This window comes from Yunchengibacter salinarum (genome assembly GCF_037658235.1).
Lineage (GTDB): Bacteria > Pseudomonadota > Alphaproteobacteria > Sphingomonadales > Kordiimonadaceae > Yunchengibacter > Yunchengibacter salinarum.
This window is the reverse complement of record NZ_JBBJLN010000005.1, coordinates 204,614-223,322: the sequence shown is the minus strand read 5'-3', so window position 1 is coordinate 223,322 and position 18,709 is coordinate 204,614. Positions and strand designations below refer to the sequence as shown.

Below are 18,709 nucleotides of genomic sequence, written 5' to 3'. Positions count from 1 at the left end.
TCAGTCCCTTTCCATGATGAAGCCGGTGGCGCCCAGCGCTTCAAGCAATGTGTCCACGGGGGCGAGCCCACCGCTTTCCGTGTTCAGCAGCGCCATGGAGACGCGCAATATGCCGCCGCTGTCCGCCGTCAGCGTGATCTGGCCGTCCGGCCCCAGCGGGCCGGTGGCATAATCGCTGGAAAACACAAGCCTGCCCGCGTCGGGCGGCGTTGTCAGCCGCAATCGGTAACGCCCCGAAAGCCCGGTAAGCATCACCAGCCGAACCACCCGGCGGGTGCGGATCAGGCTGATGATGCGGCCCCCCGCCGGGTCCAGCACCACGGGCGTGCCCCCACCCGTCCCTTGCAGGCCGAGCGCCGCCCGTTCCCGGCGCGGCGGGGCGAGAAGCCGGGTCACATCCAGTTGGAAGGTCCAGCGCGGGGGCTGTGGCGCGGTGGCCCAGTCGGTAAACCAGAGCGTGTCCTCCACCGGGCTGCGGCCAAAGGTGATGGCCCCTTCCACCGGTTGAAGCCCGGCGGCCAGGTCTTCCAGCGGGGGCCGGCTCAGGCCCAGTTCGGCGGCGCGGCGGTCGGCATCCGGCCTGTCCCCGGCGGCCTGGGCCAGCGGGCTTTCAAAGCCCATGCGGTCCAGCGCGATCGGGGCGGGCAGGCCGGTTTCGCGGGCCAGTGTTTCCGCCACCCAGAGCGTGGCAAACCGGGGGCTGGTGGCCACCGCCATGTCCGGGAAGGCGGCTTGCAGGATGTCGGCGCCGGGCGGAGCGCCGAACAGCGCCATGCGCCCGGCCACCGGCGCGCCCTCGAAGCGTCGGGAAATGGTATAGCTGGCGGGCGGTTCCGGCGGCGGCGGCATCAGTTCTTCCAGCCGGTTCACCGGCAGCAGGGGCGCCCGGTCGATCAGTTCCGTCAGCTCATCGGCCTGGGCGTGGATGGTCAGCGTCTCGGCGGCGAAGGTGCGCGCCGTTGCCTGAACCCGCTGGCGCAGGGCGGGCTGGGTGATCAGCGCCCCCAGTGCCACGGCCAGTTCCTCGCCATAACCGGGCGCCACATGCAGGGTGGCATTGCCGGGCAGGTCCTGCCCCCATCCCAGTGCCGGGGTGATGGTGGCGGTGCCCAGCATCATGGCCCGGTGCACCAGCACCGACCCGGCCTTGCCCAGCGGCGCTTCCAGATCCACCACGCAGTCGGCGGCGCGGATCAGGCTGTCCAGCGTGGGCACCCCCTTACTGGCCGTGACAAGGTGTACGGGCTTGTCCTGCCGCTTCAGGTCGGTGATTACCTGACCCAGCCGGTCCCGATCCGCCGGGCTGTCGGGCCGCCGGGCAACAATGATGAAATCCGTCCTGGGCAGATCAAGCTGCGCGCGCGCCGCGTCCCGGCCCAGGCCGTCCGCGGGCCCCGGCGCGGGAACCAGCGGGCGCAGGAACCGCAGGGGGCTGAGGCTCGCGGCCAGCGCCAGGCGGGCGGATAGCACGGAGCCCACGACGGTTTCCGTGCGCTCGCTGGCGTGCAGGTCCAGCACCCGTACCAGATCAGGCAGATGGTCCGGGCGCCGTGCGGGCCGCATATTGAAGCCCCGCACCACGGGGCGGGCGGCTTCCCCTTCCTGGTCGATCAGGTGTTCCAGAAAGGCGGCGGGCCAGTCCCCGTCCAGGCTCAGCCGCTCCTGCATCAGGTTGAAAAGGCTGTTTTCCGCCAGAAACACCGCCCCCGGCGCGCGGGCCAGCAGGTCCAGCCCATGGGCGCAGTCACCGCTGTCCCCCAGCACATACAGGCGCTGGCTGGCGCGAAAGCCGCCGGTGTTGCGCAGCAGGTCGCTCAGCCGGACCACGGTGATGCCGGTGGCCAGGCCGGTGGGCTGGGGCATCAGGTCGTCGATCACGCAGGTCACCTGATAGCGTTCGCTCAGGGCCTCGGCCAGCGCCTGGGTCATTTCCGCGGCAAGGGACGGGCTGGGCGGCAGGGGGCCTACCACATGCACGGGCCGGGTGGTCGCGGAAGCGGTCATGGGGCCTCCTCCTCGTGCGTCACGTCCCCGGTATCGGCCAGCATGGCCTTTTCCGCGCCGGTCGGAAACAGCCGGTCCAGCATGGTCTGTTGGGTGGCTTCATAGGCCGTGAACACCGCCCGGCCCTGTTCCGCCAGCATTTCCAGCGCCCCCGCATTGCCCGCAAGCTGACCCAGATAATCGAGAAATTCCTTCAGGTTGGTCGCCTGATGGCAGGGATGGTCGCTGGCGATGCCGGTCATGCTGTCGGCGGTGGCCAGCAGCGCCTTGCCATAGCCCAGCGCCTCCACGCACTTGATCTTCAGCCCGGTGCCGCCAAAGGTGGGATTGATGATCAGGTCCATCTCGTCATAAAAGGCCGCCACGTCCGGCACGAAGCCCCGCGCCTCGAACGGGCTGGCTTCCGCCGCCGCGGTGGCGCCCAGCGCCCCGGCCAGATGCAGGCTGACCCGGTTTTGCAGGTCTCCGGCGCGGCTGAACGCCTTGGACAGGCGGGTCAGCGCGTTCTGATTGACTGGATTGTCGCTGGATACATAGCCCACTTTCAGCCGCTCCCCCGGTGGCCGGAAGGGCAGGAAGGCGGGTTCCGCCAGATGGCCCAGAACACGCACCGGGGTTCGGGTGCGCGCGGAAAGGGTGGCGGCCTCCACTTCCTGAATGGCGAGCACGAGATCCGCCCGGTCCAGCCCGATGCCCTCTTCGCGCGGGGTGGTGTAGAACCAGCTTGGGCTCATGCCGTCCCGTTTCAGGGTCTTGTGACGGTCGCCGAACACGTCATGGGTGTCGATCAGTTTCGGGATGCCTGCGGGAATCGCGTTCAGCCAGCCGGAACACCATACATAATTGGCGATGGCCGCGCCGATCGACCAGATGGTGCATATGCGCGCCGCCGCATCAGAGATGGCTTCCCGGTGCCAGTCGTCGATCCGGTAATGGCGGCGGCCCGTCATGGGCGGCGGGTTTTCGGGCGGTGGCAGCACATGAACGAAATCCCATGCGCGCCGCATGGCCAGTTCCTGATCCTCCCGAAGGGGATACAGCCCGGCATAGAGAAAATGCACCTTGTGCCCGCGCTGTTGCAGGGCGCGGGCAATGGCATGGGTGCGCGACCGGTTGCCATGGTCCTGCGGATGCGTGGGGATCGGTGACGTGATGAGAACGTGCATGATGTTCGGGCCACGGCCAGTCCCGCATGAAGCGGCGGGGAATTTGTGTGTCGCGCCGCAATGTAATGTGCAATAGCATGGCTTTGCAAAACCTTTGTGCGTCATAGCTTTGTGCATTCGGGGGCGACGCCTGCCATGCGTGACTTTGCGGTCATCATTCCCACCCGCAACCGGGCGGACCTTCTGGCCGAAACCGTGGCCAGCGTTCTGGCCCAGAGCCTGCCCCCCGCCGAAGTGGTGGTGGTGGACGACGGCTCCGATGACCATACGGTGGCGCGCATGGCCGCCTTTGCCCCGCGGGTCCGGCTGGTCCGCCGCGCGGGTGGCGGCGGCGCGCTGGCACGGCGGGCGGAAATTCCCCGCACGGAAAGCCCATGGATCGCCTTTCAGGACGATGACGACATCTGGCAGCCGAACCATCTGGCCGCGCTGGATCGCGCGCTTGCCTTCGCGGAAGCAGCGGGGACACCTGCCGGGCTGGCCTTTGCCAATTTTGACCATATCGGCCCGGCGGCCAAGCTGGACCATGATCATTTCGCCGCCGCGCCAAAAGGCTGGTGGGCGCGGGCCACGGCGCTGGAAGACGGGCCGCACCGCCTGTTGCGGGCCGAAGCCTATCTTGATTTTCTGCGCTATAATCCGGTCTTTCCAAGCGCCATGGCCTTTTCCCGCACCGCTTATGAGGCGGCGGGCGGCATTGATCCGGCCTTCAACCGCACCCCGTCCGGGGACAGCGACCTGACGCGCCGCCTGACACTGGTGACACGGGCGGTCTGCACCTGTGAGCGCACCGTGCACATCCGCAAGCATGGCGGCAATTTTTCCCGCAGTTCTGCCCATAACACGCTGGGCCGGGCGCGCATTCTGGAAAGCCATGTGGCGGGCGCGCTTGTGCCGCGTGCATGGCGGGCGCAGGTGGCCGGTGCGGCGCGCGACGCGCGGGCGCAGGCGGTCAGCGAGCTGTTATGGGCCGGGGATGTGGCTGGTGCCCGCGCGGCGGCGGCGGGTCTGCCCGCCGGGCTGTTGCGCTGGCAGGACCGGATCAAGCTGCTGGCCGCCCGCCTGACGGGGCGGGGCTGAGGCGGGCCGGATCGGTCACAGGGCAGATGCGCCATGGACGCGCCGGATCAGAAATCGAAGCGCACCTGCGGTTGCGGGCAGTTTTCCAGGATATAGCGCTCTTCCGCCTCTGACAGGCGAAGTTTGTGGGTTTCGGTCTGAACCAGGCTTTTGGCGCGCGCATCGGGCGGCAGGCTGGCCAGATAGGCTTCCTTGGACAGGCTTTCCACCGGTGCCGACAGGCCCAGCCGCTCCCCGATCACCGTGTCCTGCACATGATCCAGAAAGCCCGCCGTGTCTTTGGCCACATGTTCATAGCGTACCAGATGAAGGCTGTCCTGCTCCGCTTCCAATATGCGGTGATAGGCGGCCCATCGGTTTTCCGCGAAACTTTTCAGCATGGCCCGGCGCCGGTGAAAGGCCGGATCTTCAAAGGCCGGGTCCCGGTGGTCCCGCATATGGCGCATCAGGGACCGGAACACGGCTTTCGGCTCCCGGTATACCACCATGATGTGCGCTTCGGGGAAGATGAAGCGGATTGCATCCAGGTGAAATATGTTGCGCGGGCTCTTTTCCACCAGCAGGCGCAGCCCCGACGGGGCGGGCCGGTTGTTGAAATACAGATGGGCGAACATCTTGCGATGCAGAGCCCGCGCCGACGCGCGGGTCACGGGTTCCAGCGTGCCGAAGCCGTCATAGACTTCCCGGTTCACCACCTGGATATTGTCATTATAGTTTTGCAGGCGCTCGTTCATGGTGCCGGTGAAAATGCGGAAATAATCCAGTTCCCCCCGCGCCAGCGCGTGATTGAGAATGCCGAGCGCCCGGCCAACAAAGGTGGTGCCGCTTTTGGTATAGCCGCCAATGAAAATCTTGTGCAGCGGGGCAGTGGTCATGATCGGGCCTGTGTGTCCTGGGGGTTGGATGAAGCGGCGCGCACGCGCGCCAGCGCCTGTTTCTGAAACCGGGTGCGGGCGGCGATCTTGCCTTCCGGCCCTTCGCCGCCTTGAAGGAAAATGGCCGGGCCGGGCCGGAAATGGTCGGAGCCCCAGCGGTGCCACGCATGGGCAAGCGCCATCTGATCGGCGAAGAACAGCCGTTCGCCGGTCTCACCGGTCACGGCGATCCGGCGGAGCAGCCAGTGCCGGATATCCAGCGCAATGGCCCGCGCCGTATCCAAAGCGGGCCAGACCGTGCGCCCCGCCGCGATCATGTTCCACACCGGTTGCAGATGGCCGGGCCTGTCCAGATCGGCCCGGATCAGGATTCGGTCGGTTTCCTCAATGGTGGCCCAGTCGGGCGCATCCAGGCTGAGCACGCCATCGATATCGCTGACGATCACCCGGTCATAGCGGTCCAGCAGGTCCGGCAGCAGCAGATAGCGGGACAGGCTGGCCAGATCCCCCCGGCGCACGGGCCGGTGGCTGCCTGCCGCCGGTTCGGTGGTCACATCCAGGGTCAGTTCCCGTGGGGCGTCGGCGGGGTCGGGGTTGAAGCCCACGCCGTGCAGATGCAGCCGCGCCGGTGCGGGGTTTGCCCGATTAGCCTGGACCACGGAGTCCATGAAGCCCGCGCCGTAGCGGTCATAATAGTCTTCGGTGGCGGACACCAGCACGGCCACGCCGCCACGGGGAAGGCGGTCCAGCCCGGCAAAGGCGGGCACCGGCGCCGGGGCGATGGCCCCATCCGGCGTTTTCCAGTGGCGCACAGGGGTGAAATAGGCGCTGAACGGTTCGTCCAGCCGGGCCGCCACCCGCACCCGCCGCATGGCCCTGCCGATCTGGCCGGACCAGCTCGCCACCAGCGAGCCATAGGCCGCCCAGCGCGCCGCCCTGATATCCCGCCTGGGGCGCAGGGCGGCAAGGGCGATCCGCAGGCTGTCGCGCAGGGGTCGTTCCGCCAGCGGGCTCTGGCGGCGGATCTGGGCCACCATGTGCCCCGCCACCATCAGATCGCTCAGGAACAGGCGCCCGCGCCGTGTGGTGGCGGGGCCGTCCGCCCCCACACGGGCGGGGTCCAAACGGTTGATGTCCAGGCAGGCCGCGCAAAAGGCATGGAGCGGCGGGAAAATCTTCATGGCGAACAGGGCGGCGGCGATTTCCAGGCGCCGTGCTTCGTCCAGATCCGCTGGCCCGGCATGGTCCCGCCAGTTCAGCAGGCTGATCCGGGCCGCATCATCGACGCCAAAGAATTTGTGACGCAGGCAGGCGAGCGCCAGCCGGTCCGGCCCCTGAAGGGGGGCAAGGTGGCGGTCCAGCGCCGCCCTGATCGCCGCGCGGCGGGGGTGCTGATCCAGCCGCCAGGACCAGAAGAAATGCGGCGCGGTAAAACTTTCCCTGATGCGGTCAGCGTCCAGCGCGCGCACGGTGGCCGCCGCATCCAGCAGGCTGCGGCGATCCGGCCCCGCTTCAGATGAACTCGTTTCGGATGAGCCCGCTTCATCGGGGTGTCCCGCATTGCAGGCTCGGCCCAGTGCGGCGAGCACATCCCCGGCCCGGTCTGCGGCGGTGTTATGGGCGTGGGTGTGCGCCATGGCTCAGGTGCCGCCCGCCCCGTGTGCCCGATCCGCCCCATGGGAAAGGGCGAAGCGCCAGGCATCCGCCACCATGTGGTTCAGGGCGGGGCGGTTCGGCACCCAGCCCAGCACCTGCCGGGCCTTTTCGGCGCTCGCCACCAGAAAGGCGGGATCGCCGGGGCGGCGGGGGGCTTCTTCCACCGGGAAGTCCCGGCCCGTCACCTGTCTTGCCGCGTCCACCACCTGCCGCACGGAATAGCCCTGCCCGTTGCCCAGATTGCAGGCATCGAAAAAGCCGCCTTCGCCGGTCTGCCCGTTCAGATGGGCCAGTGCCCGCACATGCGCGTCCGCCAGGTCCGCCACATGGATATAGTCGCGTACGCAGGTGCCATCCGGCGTGGGATAGTCCTGCCCGAAAATCTTGATGGAAGGCCGGGTGCCGGCGGCGGCCTGCAAGACCAGTGGGATCAGGTGGGTTTCCGGGTCGTGCCGTTCGCCCAGCCGGCCTTCCGGGTCCGCCCCCGCCGCATTGAAATAGCGCAGCGCCATGGCCTTCAGGCCGTGGGCGCGGGCGGCATCGGCCAACATGCATTCCACCGCCCATTTGGTCTGGCCATAAGGGTTGATGGGGGCCTTGGGCAGGTCTTCGGTCAGCGGGGCGCTGTCGTCCCGGTCGCCGTACACCGCCGCCGTGCTGGAAAAGACCAGCCGGTCCACGCCGAAATCCCGCATGGTTTCCAGCAGGGTGAGCGTGCCGCCCACATTGTTGTCATAAAAGGCGAGGGGGTGGGTAACGCTTTCCCCCGCCTCGATATAGGCGGCGAAATGGATCACCGCGTCGATGGCATGGTCGGTGAAGACCTGCCGCAGCAATGCCCGGTCGCGGGTGTCGCCGGCGATCAGCGTGGCGCCCGATACGGCATCGGCATGGCCGTTTTCCAGGCTGTCCAGCACCAGCGGCGTATGCCCGGCGGCCTGAAGCGCCAGCACGGTGTGCGATCCGATGAAGCCCGCCCCGCCGGGCACCAAAATCGTGGCCATAAATCCCCCTGATGGTCGATCGGGTCAGATACAATCGCTTGTGCGGTGCCGGGGCGGCGCTGTCAAGCGCGGGCGCTTGACCCCGGCTGCCGGGCTGGCATAGTGCCCGGTGAAAGGCAGTGGGGCCATGCTGAAAACAGCCCCAGGGGGTGGTCATGTCAGGCGCCGGGCACAGCCAGCATACCAGCGTGATCGCCGCGCTCCATGCCCTTGCGGCGCCCGGCGCGGCGGCGGACCCGGCGTGCTGGCACGCGCTGGCAGAGGCCGCCAGGGCCGTTGAGCGCGCATCCCTGTTCGGGCAGGGTTTCTTCTTCACCCGCTATTACTGGTATGCCGCCGGGCGCGCCGTGCTTCCCGGCCCTGTGGAAGCGGCATTGCTGGCCGCCCTGCGCGGGCAGCGGGGCGATGCAGCCTTTCTGGACGGTATGGGAATCCTGTATCGTTTCGCAAGCGAAATACCCGATGACCTGCTGGACCGGCTGGCTGCGCTGGCCCGCGCCGCGCCGCTGGATGCGCCCCCCGGCGGCCTGTGGGACGGGCTGATAACGCTGTATTTCATGCACCGGCTGAAGGCGGTGAGCGCGCTGGCGGATGCCTGTATGGCCAGCCCGGCGGCGCTGTTGCGGTTGACCCATGCCATGGGGTCGGTGGCGCGGGTTTCGCTGGCCGATATTTCCGTGATGGCCTGTTATATCCCCATTCGCCGCCGCATTCATCATGACGAACCGGCCACTGATGACCCGGATCACCTAGCCGCGGCGGTGGCGCGGGCGGCCACCCTGCTTGGCCCCGATCAGGTGCGCAGCCGCCTGATCCACCGTTCGCTGCTGGCCGCGCTCACCGGTGATCCGCTGGGCGGCGCTCATCTGCTGGCGGAGGCAGCGGCGGCGCCGGGCACACCCATTTTCGCCTTTCGCGCGGTGGATCAGATGGTGCCGCTGGCGGACCTTGGCACCGTTCAGACCCGTGCGGATGCCCCGCCCCGTGGCTGGTGTGGCCGGGCGGACGGGCTGCCGCATATGCAACTCACCCACGATCCGGCGGGGGAAGTGCCGCTTCTGGTGGCGGCGGACCAGGCATATTATGACCGCTTCATGGCGGGCTTTCTGGAAAGCGTGGGGGTGCAGGCGCCGGGCCAGCTTGTGCACTGCCACCTGATCGATGCCACCACAGGCGCCGATGAGGTGGCCGCGCTGGCCGATCGCGCGCGCGTACGCGTGAATATAACGTGGGATACCCCGCCCCGATCCGTGCGCGCCAGCCAGGACCTGTACCGTGGCTATGCCGCCGCCGCGCGCTTTCTGTATCTGCCCCACCTGCTGGGCCTGTATGACGGCGTGGTGACCAGCGATGTGGACGGCGTGGTGCTGTATCCGCCCGCTGCCGTGCTGGCGGATCATGGGGCGGATGTGGTGCTGCGCTCAAGCTGGCTGAAGCCCGCGCCCACCAGCTACCCGGCCTTGTGGGCGTCCGTTTCCGCCGGTCATGCGGGGTTTCGCGCCAATGCCCCCGCGCGGGCCTGTGCCCGGCTGCTGGCCCGCCTGCTGTGGGACGGGCTGGACCGTGCCGTCACACGGGGCGCGCGCTTTTTCTTTGCCGATCAGCTTGCCATGGCGCTGGCTTATCTGCATCACCGGGGCCAGTGCCGCTTTGCCTATCTGGATCGCTTGCTGTTTTCGCAAAGTGCCGATATCGGTCTCAAGGGCAGGGAGGCGGGCAAGCAGGCCGCGCAGGCCCGCGCCGTGCAGATCGTCAAACGCCGGAAGGCCGACCGCAGGGATGGAAACGCTCAATGACAATGAACATTCTGTTTATTCATAACAATTTTCCGGGCCAGTACCGGCGCATTTATACTTATCTGAAGGAAAACACCGATTACCGCATGGCCGCCGCCACGCTGGCCAGCAATGAACAAAGGGTGAGCATCCCCCGCATCAACTACACCCCGCACCGGGAGCCGAACCGAAAGATCCACCCCAGCCTGATCAGCACGGAACGGGCCGTGATCACCGGCCAGGCCGCTTATAAGGCGCTGCTGGCGATGAAGGAGCGGGGGGAGCGCCCGGATGTCGTGCTGTCCCATTCCGGCTGGGGCAATGGCATGTTCATCAAGGACATATTCCCCGATGCCAAACTGCTGAATTACTATGAGTGGTATTATCACTGCCACGGCGGCGACGGCGAATTCCTGATGGACGAACCCTACGGCCCCAATGACGAAATCCGCATCCGCATGAAGAACACGCCCATCCTGCACGATATGGTGGCGCAGGACTGGGGCCAGTGCCCCACCCGGTTCCAGCACGGCCAGTTGCCGGATATGGTGCGGGACCGGATCAGCATATTGCACGACGGGGTGGACACGGACTTCTTCAAGCCGGTGGACGAACCGCGCCTGAAGCTGCCGGACGGGCGGGAACTGACCCGCAATGACGAGGTGATCACCTATATCGCCCGCGGGATGGAGGAATATCGCGGTTTCCCCCAGTTCATGGAGATGGTCTCCCGCCTGCAAAAGCGTCGGCCCCGGCTGCAAACCGTGATCATCGCCCATGACCGCATCGCCTACGGCGCTCAGCGCCCGGACGGCAAGGGGCTGAAGCAATGGGCGCTGGACAGATTCGCCTTTGACGAAAGCCGACTCCACTTTACCGGGCTTCAGCCGCTGTCTTTTTTGCGTGATGCGGTGCGCGTGGCGCGTGCCCATGTGTATCTGACCGCGCCTTTCGTGCTGTCCTGGTCGCTGCTCGAATCCATGGCCGCCGGGGCGCTCATTGTGGGTTCCGATACCGAGCCGGTGCGGGAGGTGATCGGCCACGGCGATACCGGCTGGCTGGCGGATTTCTTCGATGTGGATGCCCTGATGGACAGGGTGGACCACGCCATCGACCATCAGGCCGAATCCGAACCCTTGCGCCGTGCCGCCCGCGCCCTGATTCTCGACCGGTATGACGCGAAACATCTGGTTCCAAGGCATAAACGCCTGATAGAAGCGGTCGCTGAGGGTAAATCTGTTGCAGAGATGCAACAGATTTAAGGGTGAACGCCTAAAGTTTTGTGCGATGCTTCCCTAGCGGCAAACACTGCGGTAGCATCGCGGCTCGAAATTCGTGGGGAATGGGTAACCCGTCCGTGGGCTAAGGCGTTGATTAGGCGCCCGTGCGCCTGCGATATGCGGTTGACATTCGAAGCGGATTATCTGTACGTACGAGGTTCGGGGGGCTCTCTGTACTCGCGCCTCTTTGCGTAGAAGAAGCTTTTTTAGGAGGAAAGCTATGGCTAATTCAACAACAGGTGCCGGGGGCGATGATGGCCTCTTTGGTGGCCTGGGTTTTGACAGTATCGATGGCGGTGGTGGCAATGACACCATTACCGGCGGTGCTGATAACGACCGTCTGACCGGCGGTGCTGGCAATGACGTAATTGAAGGCGGCGGCTCCGGTGGGACCCAGAATGATGGCGATTTCACAACTGGTAGCGGCGACGGCGTCTTCTCTGGCCTGACCAACGATGGCGGTGACACGCTTGATGGCGGCAAAGGCGATGACACGCTGACAGCCGGTGATGGTGGCTCCAACAACACTGACTCTGGCGATCTGGTATTCGGCGGTGCGGGTGATGATCTGATCACCGGTTCCAATGCTGACGATGCCGGTACGGCGCCGAGCGCTCTGTCCGGCGGCGTTGCCGATGACGATGCGATCGGTCAGGCGGCTCGCCTGTTCGGGCAAGAAGGCAACGACACCATCGATGGCGGCGCTGGCGCCGACATTATCGCCGGTGGTGCCAATGCCGACATGATCATGGGTAACACCGATGGCGACACCATCGCCGGTGAAGCCGGTGATGACGATCTGTACGGCCAGAACGGCGATGACCTGCTCAGCGGCGGTAACGGCGATGACACGCTGACCGGCGGTGACGGCAATGACTCCCTGACTGGCGGTAACGATGCCGACGTTCTCAGCGGTGGTGATGGCGACGATGACCTTTATGGCAACGCCGGCAACGACACGCTGACCGCTGGTAAGGGTGATGATGCCCTGAACGGCGGTTCCGGTAATGATGACATCTTTATCGGTGCTGGCGACAACAACGTTGATGGCGGCGCCGGTACGGATACGCTGACCTTTGATGGTGTATTGAATGTTGGTGAGCTGTCCAAGGGTTCTAACGATATCTTCAAGGTCACCGATCAAGGCGCAGACGGCTTCACTGATGTTGAAACGGTTGTGTTCGACAACGTGACCCTTAGTGACCTTGGTTCGAATCAAGACCTCTTGGCGTTCAATGGCGATACTGGCAGCGGTGGTCACGCTTCGTTCAATGAAGATACCAACCGGTTTGAAACGGAAGGTTCCGATGCTGTTGAAGGCATCAATGTGGTGTCTTCCGTGGCGACTTTCTTGGGTGGCAAGGACGGCAGTGTTGTTGGCGCCAATGATGATCAGGTTACGATCGTGTCGCTTGATAGCGAAACCGATGGTTCTGTTACATTGGATAGCGGCTCGACTGTCTCCATCAATGAAAACGGCAATATCGACTATACACCGAGTGCCGAAGCCGTGAACTTCACGGAAGATCTCTCTGAGTCCGTAAAAGTGACTATTGACACGGACGGCGACACCGAGACTACTGGCGACCAGTTTGATGCCAACATCAACTTCTTCATTGGAGTGGATGACAAGGTTCAGGCTCTGAATCCGGGTGACGATGTTACTGGTGGTTCCGGTGACGATGAACTGATCGGCAATACCGGTAACGAGCGTCTCGAAGGCGGCAACGGCGATGACACCCTTGATGGTGGTGCCGGTGCTGACCGGAATCTTGGCGGTCGCGGTAATGACAAGATCACTGGCGGTTCCGGTAACGACACCATTACCGGCGGTAATGGCGACGATATTGGCGAGGGCGGCAACGACGACGACGTCTTCTTCGCTGGCGCTGACGACAAGGGTAACGACTCCCTGCAAGGCGATGCCGGTAACGACACCATCGGCGGCGGCGCAGGCGATGACTTCCTGATCGGCGGCGGCCGCACCAGCGGCTTCATCAACTCGAAAGCTGACAGCACCGGTAATGACGGCGCCAACACCCTGTTTGGTGGTGACGGCAATGACCGGATCATCCTTGGTGACTTCGACGTGACCAACGACATCGCGCTCGGAAGCTCCGATGATGCGGGCAGCGTCGGCTGGGCTGGCACCGGCAAAGACACCATTTCCGGCACTGGCGGCGGCGATATCGTCGGCGGCGGCGCAGGCAATGATGACATTTCCGGCGGCGGCGGCGCAGACGTGCTGTTCGGCGGCAAGGAAACTGCCGGTACCGGCCTTGACACCATCGCTGGCGGCAATGGTGACGACGAACTGCTTGGCGGTGCTGGCGATGACAGCCTCGACGGCGGTGCCGACGACGACGTCGTGTTCGCAGGTACTGGCGACGACAAAGTGACTGGCGACGCTGGTATCGATCAGCTCTTCGGCGGTGACGGTGACGACAACATCTCCGGCGGTGCTGGCGGTGACAGCCTGTTCGGTGGTGATGGTTGTGATGACCTTAATGGTGGTGATGGCGACGACGTCCTGCGCGGCGGCGACGGCATCGACACCATCGTGGGCGGCAAAGGTGCCGACACCATCCTTGGCCAGGCTGGCAATGACGTCATCGACGGCGGTGCCGGTAATGACGACATCGACGGCGGTGCCGGCGACGATGATATCAACAACGTCAATGACGGGGACACGGTTCTCGGCGGTGACGGCAACGATACCATCGACGACAGTACCACGGCCTCCGGTGCCTTCAGCATCGACGGTGGTGCCGGTGACGATACCATCGGTATCCAGGGCAGCGGCAACGTTGACATCGACGGCGGTGCCGGTCGTGACACGGTGACCATCACCGGTGATGGCAATACGACCATCGACGGTGGTGCCGGGAACGACACGTTCACCCTGGGTAGCGACAGCAGCGACACGCTGGTGTTCGGTACGGACAGCGGTAACGATACGGTCACCGGCCTCTTCTGCAACGACGAGGATGTCCTCGACCTGCGGGGCACCGAGACCGACTTCACCAACCTCAGCGATCTGCTGAACGCCACGACGGTGGCTGGTGATGATGTCCTGATCGATCTGGGTGACGGCAACTTCGTGACCCTGAAAGGCACGACAGTCACGGATCTGTCCGCCGCGGACGCGGAAGGCAACATCCTCTTCTAATCGCTGGCAACAGCGATCCGGAAACGGATGATCCAATCGGGAGGGGGCCTTCGGGCCCTCTCCTTTTTTTGTGGGATACGCGTATCTTGCCCGGCCCTTTGCCCGCATGGGTGGCAGGCGGGCGGCGCCGCTCGCGCGCTATAGACAGCGTGAAACGGCCCATGCTATACCGCCGAAGTTCCGCCCTTTGCCCCGGCATACCGGGGGGCGCGGCCCGGCATTCAGCCGGTCGATCCACAAAGTGGGAGAGTGCATGACCCCCTTAGAGGCATACGAGACTGAAAAGGCCGCCTTCAAAAAGAAGATGCGGATCATTTTCGTCTATTCGCTGTTCATCAATATCAGCATGTTGGCCATGCCCATGTTCATGTTCAACACCTACCGGGTGGTGCTGCCGTCCGAAAACATGAGCACGCTGTGGGCGCTTTTCCTCGCTGCTTTTGTCATTCTGTCCGTCATGGGCCTGTTGATGGCGGCGCGGTCCATCATGCTGTCCCGCGCCGCGACCCGGCTGGAATCCAACATGGCGGGCGTGATCATGGCGGGGGAGTTGAACCGGCAGCACGACCCCAACCCCCAGACCATGGGGGATTTGACCGCGTTGAAGAACATGCTGGGCGGCAGCGGCCTTATCGCCATATTCGACTTTCCCATGCTGCCCATGTTTCTGGTGGTGCTGTTGATCATTCACCCCCTGCTGGCTCTGACCGTGGTGATCGGCGGCCTGTTTCTGCTGGCGCTGGCCTATTGGGGTGAGATCAAGGGCGCCCGCGACATGGAAGAACAGCAGGCCGCCCAGCAGGCGGCGCAGCGCGCCATGGCCATGCATTTCCGCAATCAGGAATATGTGCGCGCGCAGGGGCTGTTTCACCAGTCGGTTCAGGATTGGGGGCAGCACCAGAAAGTGAACAGCACCGCCAATATGCGGCTGGCGGCCAATGGCGGCCTGCATCAGGGCATCGCCAAGTCCGCCCGCCAGATTCTGCAGATCGTTCTGCTGCTGGTGGGGGCGCTGCTGGTGCTGTCCGGCAATGCGGATTTCATCGTGGTTTTCGCCGCCGCCATCATCGGGGGCCGCGCGCTTCAGCCCATCGATATGCTGGTGGGCGGCTGGAAGGGCCTGAAGCAGGGCTGGGAGGCGGACAAGCGCCTGACCGCCCGGCTGGGCGAACTGTCCCTGCCGGATCACGCCACCCCGCTGCCCCGGCCCGAAGGCCACCTTCAGGCCGCGCGGATCACCTATGTGCCCCAGCCCGGTCAGCCGCCCATTCTGCGCGGTGTTTACATCAATGCCGAACCGGGGGAAACGGTTGCCATTATCGGCCCCAATGGCGCGGGCAAGTCCACGCTGGCCAAGCTGCTGGTGGGCTATCTGGAACCAAGCGTGGGGCAGGTGAAGCTGGATGGGCAGGATCTCTCCGTGTGGGACCCGGTAACCCGTGGCTGGCATGTGGGCTATGTGCCGCAGAAGGTGGACTTCTTCGAGGCCACCGTGCGGGAGAACATTGCCCGCCTGCGCCGGGAAGACCCGCCGGAACTGGCCGTCAAGGCAGCGCAGCGCGCGGGCGTGCATGATTTCATCCTGTCCCTGCCGGAAGGGTATGACACCCCGATCCAGCTTGGCAAATTCTGGCCGTCCGGCGGTCAGGCCCAGTTGATCGCACTGGCCCGCGCCTTTTATGGCGACCCCCGTATCCTTGTGCTGGACGAACCCAACGCCGCACTGGATTCGCAGGGGGAGGAAATCCTCCATGCCGCCATGCACCGGGCAAAACAGGAAGGCATCACCTGCATTATCGTGTCCCAGCGGCCCAGCGTGTTGCAGCATACGGACAAGGTGCTGATCCTGAAAAAAGGCCAGGTGGACAAATTCGGCCCCACGCGGGAGGTGCTTCAGGGCGATCGGGTGCAGGCCGTATCCAGCACCAGGGCGCAGGCACAGCCCGCTTCGGGCGCAAAGGCACCCCAACAGGGCCAGCAGGCTCAAAAGGGCCAGCAGGGTCAGCAACCCGGACAGGATCGGAAAGCCACAGAAGCAGACGCCGCCACGAGCGCCGCCCCGGCGCGTGCCGCGGGCCACGGCGGCCCCTCGGCGGGATCTGCCACGCCTGGCGGTGAAGGGAAAACCGGCTCATGAGCAGTCAGACATTGCCCGCAACGGGGGACAGCCGGGAGGTCACACTCGGCGCCCCCACCAGTTTCAAGCCCGCCGAATTGCAGCGTTGGCACGAAGGGGTGGAAACATCCCGCAGCGGCGTGCTGCGCAAGGCCAAGATCGTTGCCATCCTGGTGTTCCTGTTCGGCGGCGTATGGGCCGCCGTGGCCGAAGTGGGCGGGGCCATTCAGGTGCCGGGCCGCGTGGTGGCGGCGGGCAACAACCGCGTGGTCCAGCACCTTGAAGGCGGTATTCTGGATGCCCTTCTGGTGGAGGAGGGCGACATGGTGGAAAAAGGCCAGCCCGTCGCCCGGATCGACGTGACCCAGGCGGCCAGCCAGTTGCGCAGCGCCCGCATCCGCCGCGCCATTCTGCGCGTTCAGCTCGCCCGGCGCCGCGCCGAGGTGATGGGGGCCAAAACCATCGACTTCCCCGATGACATACCGGAGGACGTGCTGGCCCAGCGGCGTGTGCAGGAAACGCTGGAAAGTCAGCGCGGTGAGTTTCGCGCCCTTCAGGAAGTGCTGCAAAATCAGGTCAAGCTGATCGAAAACCAGATCAAGGGCGAGCGCGGCACAATCGAGGGGCAGAAGGCGGTGATCACGTCGCTGGAAAAGCAGGCCGATCTGTTCAATCGGGAACTGGCGGATTTTCAGTCCCTGCTGGAAAAGGGCCTGATCCGGCGCACGCAGGTGTTCGCCACCGAGCGGAATCTGGCCTCGCTGGAAGCGCGCATTGCGGAAGCCCGCCTTCAGATCGAGCGGGCCGAGAACAATATTTCCAGCCTGCGCACCGAAAAGGAAAAGGCGCGGCTGGAGCGGGTCAAGGAAGCCGAGAACGTCGCCGTCGAAATTCAGAAACAGCTCAATGAAACCGCGGATGTGATCGAGCGGCTGGAGGACCGGGTGAACCGCTCCGCCATGCGCTCGCCCGTGGACGGCGTGGTTTTCCTGATCGAGCAGAAGTCCATCGGCGCCGTGCTGCGCCCCGGCGACACGGTGATGGAGATTTTCCCCACCCATTCCCGGCTGGAACTGGAGGTGCGGATCAGCCCCGGCTCCATTGAGGATGTGGAAGCCGGTCAGGATGTGACCGTGAAGTTCGGTCGTGGCCGCACGGCGGAGCCGCTGGATGGCACGCTCACCTATGTGTCCAAGGATTCGGTGGTGGATGAACGCAGCCAGGAAAGCTATTTCATTGGCCGTGTTCAAGTGGACCCGAATGAGGCCGAAGCCTCGGAACACATGCTGCCGGGCAATATGGGCACGGTGTTGATCAAGATCGAACCGAAAACATTTTTGCAGGTGTTGTCCGGCCCGATCGGCATGTTCACCGACCAGGCTTTCAATGAATAGCGGGGTCTGTATCATACTGGCCTTGAAGGGGGCGCCATGACCACGCGCGCGCATCCCGATACCGGGCAAAGCTGGCGTATTCCGTGTCTGGTACCGGACTTGCCCGGTGCGGCGGATGTGCATCCCTATCTTGCGGAAATGCACGCGGCCCGCTGGTACAGCAATTTCGGCCCGCTGGTCACCCGCTTCGAAGCGGCCATGGGAGCGTTTCTGGCCGCAAGCCGGGTGGATGGCGACGCGCCGCTGCATGTGGTCAGCGTGGCGTCCGCCACCGGGGGGCTGGATCTGGCGGTGCTGGCCGCCGATCTGCCGCCGCGCAGCCGTATTCTGGTGCCCGCCGTGACATTCCCGGCCACGCTTCTGGCCGTGCACCGGGCCGGGCATGTGCCGGTGATCGCCGATGTGGACCCGCAGTGCTGGGCGCTGACCCCCACTATTGCGCGGCAGGCCTTGTCCGGCGCGGATATTGCGGCGGTCATGCCCGTGGCCCCGTTCGGCTATCCCCTGCCCACGGCGGACTGGGCCGCCTTTCAGGCCGAAACCGGCGCGCCCGTGTTGATGGATGTGGCGGCAAGCCTTGGCCAGCAACTGGTGCACGGGGATGTGCCGGCGGTGTTCTCGCTCCATGCCACCAAGCCGTTCGGTGTGGGGGAAGGCGGGCTGGTGGTCACCGGCTCGGCCTCACTGGCGGATCGTGTGCGCCGCCAGTCCAATTTCGGCTTTTCCCGCGGGGTCATCGTGGAACCGGGGACCAATGCCAAGATGGCCGAGGTGCTGGCCGCCTATGGGCTGGCCCAGTTGGATCGCTGGCAGGATGTGCGCGCGGCACGCCTGGCGCTGGCGGCCCGTTACCGCGCGGCCCTGGATCGGGCCGGGCTTGCGGATCGCCTGGGGTTGGGGCCGTTATGCGAAGGTATCAGCCCCGCCACCTTCCCCGTGGACACGGGCGAACGGGCCGGGCCCGTCATGGCGGCGCTGGCCGCGGCGGGCATTCAGACACGGCAATGGTATCTGCCGCCCCTGCACCATCACCCCGCCTTTGCGGACTGCGCGCGCGTCAGCGGGGATCTGCCAGTGGCGGATCGTCTGCACCGAAGCCTTGTGGGACTGCCATTTCATGTCTTTCTTTCGGACGGGGAACTGGATAGTGTCTGTGCCACTTTGAAGGATGCGTTGGACGGGTGAGTTGA

The 18,709-nt window shown here is 65.2% G+C and carries 12 protein-coding genes; 7 read left to right on the top strand and 5 right to left on the bottom strand.

Annotated elements, in window-relative coordinates:
- Together WGH93_RS07420 and WGH93_RS07415 are read right to left on the bottom strand one after the other, a co-directional pair.
- A complete protein-coding gene (locus WGH93_RS07420; protein WP_374764235.1) occupies positions 1-2,004 on the bottom strand; it encodes a hypothetical protein in 2,004 nt (667 codons plus the stop codon).
- Positions 2,001-3,170, bottom strand: coding sequence for a glycosyltransferase (locus tag WGH93_RS07415; RefSeq protein ID WP_374764234.1), 1,170 nt, complete (start codon positions 3,168-3,170; stop codon positions 2,001-2,003). Before WGH93_RS07415 ends, WGH93_RS07420 begins: the two co-directional genes overlap by 4 nt.
- Before the next feature lie 135 nt (positions 3,171-3,305).
- Here WGH93_RS07415 and WGH93_RS07410 point away from each other — a divergent pair, with 135 nt between their 5' ends.
- Positions 3,306-4,250 (top strand): glycosyltransferase family A protein, encoded by a 945-nt coding sequence (locus WGH93_RS07410; RefSeq protein ID WP_374764233.1) that lies wholly within the window; start codon positions 3,306-3,308, stop codon positions 4,248-4,250.
- 47 nt (positions 4,251-4,297) lie between these two features.
- Here the strand turns inward: WGH93_RS07410 and WGH93_RS07405 are convergent, their stop codons facing one another.
- From WGH93_RS07405 to galE, 3 genes are read right to left on the bottom strand one after another with little or no spacing between them, the layout of a single operon-like run.
- The gene (locus WGH93_RS07405) at positions 4,298-5,125 is read right to left on the bottom strand and encodes a sulfotransferase family protein (protein ID WP_374764232.1); all 828 of its coding nucleotides are present in this window, start codon (positions 5,123-5,125) and stop codon (positions 4,298-4,300) included.
- On the bottom strand, positions 5,122-6,762 hold the full coding sequence (locus WGH93_RS07400) for a hypothetical protein (protein ID WP_374764231.1): 1,641 nt from the start codon (positions 6,760-6,762) through the stop codon (positions 5,122-5,124). Before WGH93_RS07400 ends, WGH93_RS07405 begins: the two co-directional genes overlap by 4 nt.
- A gap of 3 nt (positions 6,763-6,765) precedes the next feature.
- Positions 6,766-7,785: a UDP-glucose 4-epimerase GalE gene (galE, locus tag WGH93_RS07395; protein ID WP_374764230.1), complete on the bottom strand. Its 1,020-nt coding sequence runs from the start codon at positions 7,783-7,785 to the stop codon at positions 6,766-6,768.
- A 155-nt stretch (positions 7,786-7,940) separates the two neighbouring features.
- Between galE and WGH93_RS07390 the strand changes: the two genes are divergently transcribed.
- The 6 genes from WGH93_RS07390 to WGH93_RS07365 all read left to right on the top strand — a co-directional run bounded on the left by WGH93_RS07390 (position 7,941) and on the right by WGH93_RS07365 (position 18,704).
- Positions 7,941-9,581, top strand: a complete 1,641-nt coding sequence (locus WGH93_RS07390) for a hypothetical protein (protein WP_374764229.1) — start codon at positions 7,941-7,943, stop codon at positions 9,579-9,581.
- Positions 9,578-10,822, top strand: coding sequence for a glycosyltransferase (locus WGH93_RS07385; RefSeq protein ID WP_374764228.1), 1,245 nt, complete (start codon positions 9,578-9,580; stop codon positions 10,820-10,822). The genes WGH93_RS07390 and WGH93_RS07385 overlap by 4 nt, the downstream gene beginning before the upstream one ends.
- A gap of 238 nt (positions 10,823-11,060) precedes the next feature.
- Positions 11,061-14,009 (top strand): beta strand repeat-containing protein, encoded by a 2,949-nt coding sequence (locus WGH93_RS07380; protein WP_374764227.1) that lies wholly within the window; start codon positions 11,061-11,063, stop codon positions 14,007-14,009.
- A 253-nt stretch (positions 14,010-14,262) separates the two neighbouring features.
- Positions 14,263-16,146 carry a type I secretion system permease/ATPase gene (locus WGH93_RS07375; RefSeq protein ID WP_374764226.1) on the top strand — a complete coding sequence of 628 codons (1,884 nt, stop codon included), beginning with the start codon at positions 14,263-14,265 and terminating at the stop codon, positions 16,144-16,146.
- Positions 16,143-17,519, top strand: a complete 1,377-nt coding sequence (locus WGH93_RS07370; protein ID WP_374764225.1) for an HlyD family type I secretion periplasmic adaptor subunit — start codon at positions 16,143-16,145, stop codon at positions 17,517-17,519. Before WGH93_RS07375 ends, WGH93_RS07370 begins: the two co-directional genes overlap by 4 nt.
- Positions 17,520-17,555: 36 nt before the next feature.
- On the top strand, positions 17,556-18,704 hold the full coding sequence (locus WGH93_RS07365; protein WP_374764224.1) for a DegT/DnrJ/EryC1/StrS family aminotransferase: 1,149 nt from the start codon (positions 17,556-17,558) through the stop codon (positions 18,702-18,704).
- Positions 18,705-18,709 lie beyond the last annotated feature (5 nt).